We start from the raw sequence: 7,500 nt of genomic DNA, 5'->3' as shown, positions 1-7,500 counted from the left end.
CCGGACCGTACCGCTCTCGTGGTCAAAACGGCTCTCAACCACTTCCCAGTTCAAACCCAATCCCAGCAACTCATGAAACAGTTTTTCAGGCGTCATGCCCAAAGACTACCCAGCGGCTCCACCGAAAACAGCGAAGAACCAAATTTGTTTGGGGAGCGCACGCGCCTCGCGTGCCGCCAACGACGCCCTCGTCGTTGGCCTTCGCGATGCGCACGAGCAAATCAATGAGCACGTTCGCCGCGCGAATTGTTCGGCGCGAGGGCGCGCCGAACCGCAGCCGGGGCGGCTGCGCTCCCCGTTTCCAATTGAAGCCGTTGTGAGCGGTTTGTATCGTGCGACCAATGTCGCCGCCGAAAATCAAAATTTCTCCGCTCGCTACTCCCGCTTGCGAGACTGAAGCAACGGCAGCGTTGCGAAGGCCCGTGAGTTCGCTTTGGGGCGTCGGCTCGGAACGCGCCGCGCAGTTGGCGCGCTTGGAACTGTTCACCGTCGGCGACCTGCTCCTCCATCGCCCACGACGTTACGAAGATCGCCGGCATTTTCTCGCCATCAAGGAACTGCAACTCGGCGTGGCCGCGACGACCCGTGGCAAAATCGTCGCGCTAGGACTGAAGCGTTATCGCGGCGGTCAAAAGTCCGTCTTTGAAATCATCCTTGATGACGGCACCACGCGGCTGCATTGCCGCTGGTGGAATCTGCCGTTCATGGAAAAATATTTTGCGGTGGGTGACGACGTCTTTGTCTTCGGCAAACCGATCTCGCTCAAACCGCGCACCATTGACCATCCCGAAACAGAGGTGATGGAAGGCGGCGAAGACAGTTCAATCCACATCAACTGCATCGCGCCGATTTATCCGCTGACCGAGGGGTTGCCGCAGCGTTGGTTGCGGTCGTTGATCTGGCGGACGCTGGCGAAATATGAGGCGAACATTGTCGAGCCTTGGACTGAATTGAATGTAGCGGCAGCTTTTAAGCTGCGCGGGCAAACGCAACCTGAAGGTTGCGGCTACGATGCGCAACCGACGAGGGCAAAGGCCATCCACATGCTCCATTTTCCGCAGGAGTTGAACGATACGGAGGTTGCGCGCCGTCGATTGGCGCTGGATGAATTCATTGAGTTGCAACTGGCGATTCAAACGCGGCGCAAAAATCTTCAGGCCAACGCGCGCGGTTTGCCCTGCGGCGGCGACAATCGCCTCATCAAGCCGTTTCTCAAGCAGCTCGGTTTCGGGCTCACTACAGCGCAAACCAAAGTCCTGCGTGAATTGCGGAAGGACATGTCTGCCGGCGTTCAGCCGATGCGCCGCTTGCTGCAAGGCGATGTCGGTTCGGGCAAGACGGTTGTCGCGGCCTGTTGCGCGTTGATGGCTTTGGAAAGCGGATTCAACGTGGCGCTCATGGCGCCGACGGAAATTCTGGCGGAGCAACATTATCAGAATTTCCGGCGTTGGTTTGAGCCGCTCGGGGTGCGGGTCGAATTACAGACGGGAAACAAGAAAACATCCAACATCCAATCCGACGGCACGCATCACGCTTCACGCATCACGCTTCACGCTTCCCTCCTCATCGGCACCCACGCGCTCATCGAATCCGGTTTCAGCATCGACAACCTCGGGCTGGTGATCATTGACGAGCAACACAAGTTCGGCGTGACCCAAAGGGAACAGCTCGTCCGCAAAGGCCGTTACCCGCATCTTCTCGTCATGACGGCGACGCCGATTCCGCGCACGTTGGGACTGACGTTGTATGGCGATCTGGATGTTTCGGTGATCGACGAATTGCCGCCGGGGCGTGGTCGAATCAAAACGTTCGTGCGCGCGGCGGACAAATTGCCGAAGGTCTGGGCGTTCATCCGTGAGAAACTCGGTGAAGGACGGCAGGCTTATGTCGTCTATCCGCGAGTCGAAGATACCGGTCGGTTGGGCGTCAAGGCCGTCACGCTAGAGTTGGAGAAACTACAAAAGGAATTGTCGCCTTACCCGGTCGGAATGGTGCACGGACGATTGAAGGTGCAGGAAAAGGAGCGCGTCATGGCGGATTTTCGCGCCGACAAAATCAAAGTCTTGCTCGCCACGTCGGTGATTGAAGTGGGCGTCGATGTATCAAACGCGACGGTGATGTTGATCGAGAGCGCCGAGCAGTTCGGGCTGGCGCAACTGCATCAATTGCGCGGGCGCATCGGTCGCGGCGCGCATGATTCGTATTGCATTCTGGTGGCTGCCGCCAAGACCGATGACGCAAAAGAACGCCTGCGGGTGTTGGAGGAAACCATCGACGGCTTCCAGATTGCCGAAGAGGATTTGAAATTGCGCGGTCCGGGCGAATTGCTCGGGCAACAGCAGAGCGGCCTGCCCCGGTTTCGCTTTGGCGATCTGGCGGGTGACAGGGAGTTGATCGAGCGCGCTCGAAATCTGGTCGCCGAGCACTTGAACCGGTCAAAAAAATTCGGTTGAAAATTTCGCTTGGCCTTTTGTGTCCGTTTGTTAAATTGAGGACCTATGAAAAACAAACTGAACTACTTATTCTTACTATTGGCCGCCGGGTTCGTGCTCGCCACGGTAGGTTGCAAGAAGGAAGAAGAAGCGCCCAAAGCGCCGGAAATGCCAACCAACGCGCCAGCCGCTCCCGCTAAATAACGGACCCGGGTCGGAGAAGGAACAGATTAACATTCGCGCAGGCTGGGCAAACATTTGCCCGGCCTGTTTGTGTTTCTTGCCAGCGGTTTCTTGCTTTGTTTTTTTCCAAATCTTTCAACTGCCGAATCGTGATTCTGGTGGCCCAAGCTTCTGCTTGGATTTATTGAAAACAGGAGTTAAACTGCGCCCATGAAAAAGTCTTTCTTTCTCTGCTTGATGGTCGGTTTGACTTTCGTTGGTTGCGGCAAGAATTCGGACAAACCGGCTCAGTCAACTAATTCGGCCACCAGCGGCAATCCCCTCACGGCGCCGGTGGATTATCTGGGCGCCATCGGCAAGGCCCAAAAGAACGCCGTAAAAACCATTGATACCGTTTCGTTGAACCAGGCCATTCAATTGTTCAACACTCAGGAAGGGCGCAATCCGAAAGACCTGAACGAACTGGTGGAAAAAAAATACCTCGGTCAGATTCCCGATGCGCCCTACGGCATGAAGATCGTCTATGATGCCAGCTCGGGCCAAGTCAAAGTGGTGAAGCAGTAGTGTCGCGTCGAGGCGGCTTCCGCTTGCCTCGTTCTGACTGTAAGAAGTCAAAGTAGGGACGGCTTAAGCGTTGTCCATTTCACTTTTCACTCGCCAAAGCCCTCTTCCAAAGGCAAACACTTCGGCTTCATTTCGCATGAACGAGCAGATTGTCATTCTTGATTTTGGTTCGCAATACACGCAGGTCATCGCGCGTCGCATTCGCGAGTGCAATGTCTATTCGGTGATTTTGCGTTACGACACGCCCGCGAAGAAGATCGCTGCGCTACATCCGCGGGGGCTTATTCTGTCCGGCGGGCCGTCCAGCGTGTATGATCCGAAAGCGCCACTGCCGGATGGGAACATCTTCAAGCTCGGCGTGCCGGTGCTCGGCATCTGCTACGGCGTGCAACTGTTCGCGCAATTTCTGGGCGGCCGCGTGGAAAAAGGTCAGAAGCGCGAATACGGCAAGGCCACGCTCTCGATAAGGACGAAATCGTGCGCTCTGTTCCGAGGATTGCCGGCACATTTGCAGGTCTGGAATTCGCATGGCGACAAACTCACCCGGCTCCCGCATGGATTCAAACCCGTTGCCGTCACCGAGAACTCGCCCTATGCGGCCATCGAGAACCGCGCGCAAAAACTTTTTGGCCTGCAATTTCATCCTGAAGTCGTCCACACGCCGCGTGGCAGGGAAATTATTTCCAACTTTGTCCACGGCGTCTGCGGCTGCGGCAGGGATTGGACGATGCGGCATTACGTTGATCAGGCCGTGGACGACATTCGCGCGCAGGTCGGGCGCGAGCGGGTCATTCTCGGCTTGAGCGGCGGGGTGGATTCGAGCGTGGCGGCGGCGCTCCTCCACAAGGCCATCGGTGACCAGCTCACCTGCATCTTCGTCAACAACGGTGTGCTCCGCGCGCGCGAGGCCGAGGTGGTGCAGGAAGTTTTCGAAAAACATTTTCATATCAAACTGCAATACGAGAACGCGGCGAAGCTATTCCTCGCGCGGCTCAAAGGTGTCACCGATCCGGAGCGCAAACGCAAGATCATCGGCCGGACGTTCATTGAGGTCTTTCAAGCCGCGACCAAGCGCGCCGGAAAATCGAAGTTCCTCGCCCAAGGCACGCTTTACCCGGACGTGATTGAGTCTGTGCCCATCGCGGGCAATCCAGCGGCGATGATCAAGAGTCATCACAACGTCGGCGGTCTGCCGAAGAAGATGAAGTTCGCGCTGGTCGAACCACTGAAGTGTCTGTTCAAGGACGAAGTCCGCCAACTCGGACTCGAACTCGGTTTGCCCAAGGAAATTGTTTTCCGCCAGCCGTTCCCCGGACCGGGACTCGCCGTGCGTTGCCTCGGCGAAGTGACTCCGGAGAAACTAAAGGTCCTCCGCCGCGCCGATGCGATTGTGGTCGAGGAGATGAAGCGAGCGGGACTTTATTACAAGACCTGGCAGACTTTTGCGGTGCTGCTGCCGGTGCGCAGTGTGGGTGTTCAAGGCGACGAGCGGACTTACGACTGGACGCTTGCCATCCGGGCCGTCGAATCGCAGGACGGCATGACCGCCGACTGGGTAAAGCTACCTTACGATTTGCTGGAGAAGATTTCACTACGCATCACCAACGAAGTGCGCGGCCTGAACCGCGTGGTGCTGGATCTCACGAGCAAACCGCCGGGGACGATTGAGTGGGAGTGAACTGGAGTCACAAGCCACAGGCGTACCGAGTGATTCAAAAGATTGTGAGACGTTACATGCGATGGAGGCGGAAGAACTTCATCGGGGTGCCGGGAGAAATCGTTTCAAAGTACGGGCTGGTGGCGGTGATGAGTGCCGTCCACGAACCGGTCAAATCGGTGGCGACTTCCAGCGTTGCATCGGTCGCGTCCCAAGTGACTCTGATTGCGCCGCCCAAGTTCTCGATGTGGAGCATCAGCGGGGCTGCGGAGACCAATGACATAGGAATCAATTCGACTTGGATGGTTTGCGTTTGATTGACTTCCCAAGCCGAACGGGATTCCAGCACGACCGACGGCTCAGGATCGTTGGGCTGCATGGGCAGAGTGACGGGGAACTCGATGGGCACATCAGGATCCAGGAAGAAGTTCGTCACAAACAACGGGGTCAAACCACTCACGGCCGGGTCACCGAGGTTCAAGCGATCCAAAGGAATATTCGTCGGGGTATAGCGGACCAAGACAAACGCTAGTTGCGTCTGGCCCCAGCCATCGAACGCTTCACTGCGGCTGATAATGCGGATGGTCGGGGTGCTGGCGTTTGTTCCCGGCACCACGGATGATTCGCGCGTCGGCACCCGATCATTGATTGCCGGTGGATTGGTTGTCGGTGTCCAGTATTGCCGCAACGGGCGCAAGCCGCCATTCGGCGGGAAATAGCCGAAATGAATGTATTGTCCGGACGCGACGGGGGCGCTGCCGTCCATCCAGCAAACCATGGTTTCATTGCGTGTAGGATCGTAGGTCACGGTGCGGTTCGTCGCGCCTCCCGCCCATTGCGGACCGATGTGGTCCTGCGCGTCGGATTGCCAGGCGAGCGCGGTGCCGCCGCTTACATTGCCCTTAAAAATGATGTGGAAATCCGTCTTCGGTTGTCCGCTGCCGTTGCAGACGTTGAGATTGATCTTGGTCGGGTCCGTGCCGACGGTCACGACTTGCGGGCCGGGGTTGGCGTTCGTCCCGCTTCCGGCGGGGTAATACATTTCGTTGGTGATGTCCTGGCGCGCATAACAGGGCTGCACGTTGGTGACCCAGCGGTGCGCTTCGACGTCGTCCACGAAACCATCGCCGTTCTTGTCCAGACCCGGATTGTTCGTCGGATTGGCATTCAGACAGTGCGAGTAAGCGGAAGGATAAGCCGAGCCAGTGAACTTGTTCGTACCCTCAATCCAATTCCAGCCGTAGCCGATGTGGTTGCTGTCGGTGGAAGTCATGATGACGCTGCCGGCGGGGAAATTCCAGTTGTGCGGATCCAGCAGGCTGCCACTGTAGCACGAATTGATGATCAGACAGATGGGCACGCCTTTATCGGCGAGTTTCTTGAATTGATTGCAAAGATTGCTGGAGGAAATCGTCCCATCCGTCAGGCTGAACCCGCCTTTGGAACCATGCGAAGTGATGCGCACGTAAATCTTGTCGCAGGGAGGCGTCATGTTGCAAATCGCCGTGATCCCGGCGGCCAGATCGCCGCTGCTCGCCGGATTGCCGCCGTTGGCTTTCACGATGCGATTGCTGGAAACGCCATAGTGATTCATCAGGTCCTGCATGAATTGCGGAATATCCGCGGCAAAATCAAAACGCGTGTCGCCCCGCAGAAGCAGACCGCAAGGATTCGACGCCGTCGGCGCATTGGGACCGTCCGGACCGTTGCTTCCGGCAGGCCGCAGCCCGCCACCTGGCGACAGAGTCGAGCCGGCGATCAATCCTTTTGGATTACCTGGACCCGGCGGATCCGCAGTCGCGATGTCGTCGAAGTTGTGAAAGAACTCAACTGGAGAACCGCCCGCCGCCGTGACCACCGGCCACCAACCTTGATCGGTGACGACGATGCCGCCATTGGCGACGGTTGGAGCGAGGTTCGACGCATCCACCAATGCAAAGCGGACCGGATGCTGGAATTGCGCGCCGGGGAAATCATCGATCCAGAAGAAGTAGCTCGGTGACGACACACTCATCCCCGGCCCCGGATAAGGCAACCAGCCCAGTTCGTGTGGATTGACCACCGAACCCACCGGCAGCAGGCCCTCGCTGCCAGAGCCAAATCCATAATCGACGAAGGGCGACCAGACACTGGCGTTGGTGACATCAATGCTGACGCCGCTGCCGGGTGCGAGCAACGCCGCTGCGGCTTGGGCGCGGGTCAGCGGTTGTGCTTGTCCAGTGACGGTGGTCAGGCAGAGGGAAAAGCAAATTGCCAGGATGGCAGCGAAGAGTCGTGAATACCCACGGAAGCCGCACGTGCGGGAGAGAAGGTGCTCGCAAGAAAACAATCGTCTTTGATCCAGGAAGGAAAAGAAGTTCTTCATAACGCTTGAGTTTTCGGGTTGCGTCCCCCACCTGAAGTTCAATGCTGGCGAAACGACACATCAGCCAAGACTGCACGGACTGGAGATGAAGAGCGCCTGTTAATGGATTCATAGCGAAAATGTTCTTCCCAGCCATAAAGTCAACTACTTTTTTAAATGATGTCGTGTAGCAAACAAAGTTGGAAAAGAGTGTGCGATCAAAGTTGGAATGGATTCAGAACACTGGGCAATGGAGCAGAACGATGGGTTTGGCTTCTGGGTCTGGAGCGTGGCGGAGGTAGTAAATGTCTCCATCGGGG

5 protein-coding genes are annotated in these 7,500 nt (G+C 57.2%); 4 read left to right on the top strand and 1 reads right to left on the bottom strand.

What is annotated here, in order from left to right; genetic code table 11:
* The first annotated feature begins 341 nt into the window (after positions 1 to 341).
* The 4 genes from recG (at position 342) to guaA (ending at position 4,857) form a co-directional block, all read left to right on the top strand.
* Complete coding sequence (gene recG / locus HY298_24070) at positions 342 to 2,453, top strand: ATP-dependent DNA helicase RecG (protein ID MBI3853336.1); 2,112 nt, start codon at positions 342 to 344, stop codon at positions 2,451 to 2,453.
* A 45-nt stretch (positions 2,454 to 2,498) separates the two neighbouring features.
* Complete coding sequence (locus HY298_24065; GenBank protein MBI3853335.1) at positions 2,499 to 2,636, top strand: hypothetical protein; 138 nt, start codon at positions 2,499 to 2,501, stop codon at positions 2,634 to 2,636.
* Between the two features lie 189 nt (positions 2,637 to 2,825).
* Positions 2,826 to 3,179 carry a hypothetical protein gene (locus HY298_24060; GenBank protein MBI3853334.1) on the top strand — a complete coding sequence of 118 codons (354 nt, stop codon included), beginning with the start codon at positions 2,826 to 2,828 and terminating at the stop codon, positions 3,177 to 3,179.
* 136 nt (positions 3,180 to 3,315) lie between these two features.
* Positions 3,316 to 4,857, top strand: a complete 1,542-nt coding sequence (gene guaA, locus HY298_24055) for a glutamine-hydrolyzing GMP synthase (protein ID MBI3853333.1) — start codon at positions 3,316 to 3,318, stop codon at positions 4,855 to 4,857.
* 52 nt (positions 4,858 to 4,909) lie between these two features.
* Here the strand turns inward: guaA and HY298_24050 are convergent, their stop codons facing one another.
* Entirely contained in the window at positions 4,910 to 7,201 is a 2,292-nt protein-coding gene (locus HY298_24050) for a hypothetical protein (GenBank protein ID MBI3853332.1), read from the bottom strand.
* Between the last annotated feature and the right edge of the window lie 299 nt (positions 7,202 to 7,500).

Source organism: Verrucomicrobiota bacterium, assembly GCA_016200005.1.
Taxonomy (GTDB): domain Bacteria; phylum Verrucomicrobiota; class Verrucomicrobiia; order Limisphaerales; family PALSA-1396; genus PALSA-1396.
This window is presented reverse-complemented; position numbering and strand designations above follow the sequence as displayed.

Coding starts and splice junctions, on each gene's coding strand:
- recG (MBI3853336.1), top strand. CDS start 342: ATGTCGCCGCCGAAAATCAAAATTTCTCCGCTCGCTACTCCCGCTTGC.
- HY298_24065 (MBI3853335.1), top strand. CDS start 2,499: ATGAAAAACAAACTGAACTACTTATTCTTACTATTGGCCGCCGGGTTC.
- HY298_24060 (MBI3853334.1), top strand. CDS start 2,826: ATGAAAAAGTCTTTCTTTCTCTGCTTGATGGTCGGTTTGACTTTCGTT.
- guaA (MBI3853333.1), top strand. CDS start 3,316: ATGAACGAGCAGATTGTCATTCTTGATTTTGGTTCGCAATACACGCAG.
- HY298_24050 (MBI3853332.1), bottom strand. CDS start 7,201: ATGAAGAACTTCTTTTCCTTCCTGGATCAAAGACGATTGTTTTCTTGC.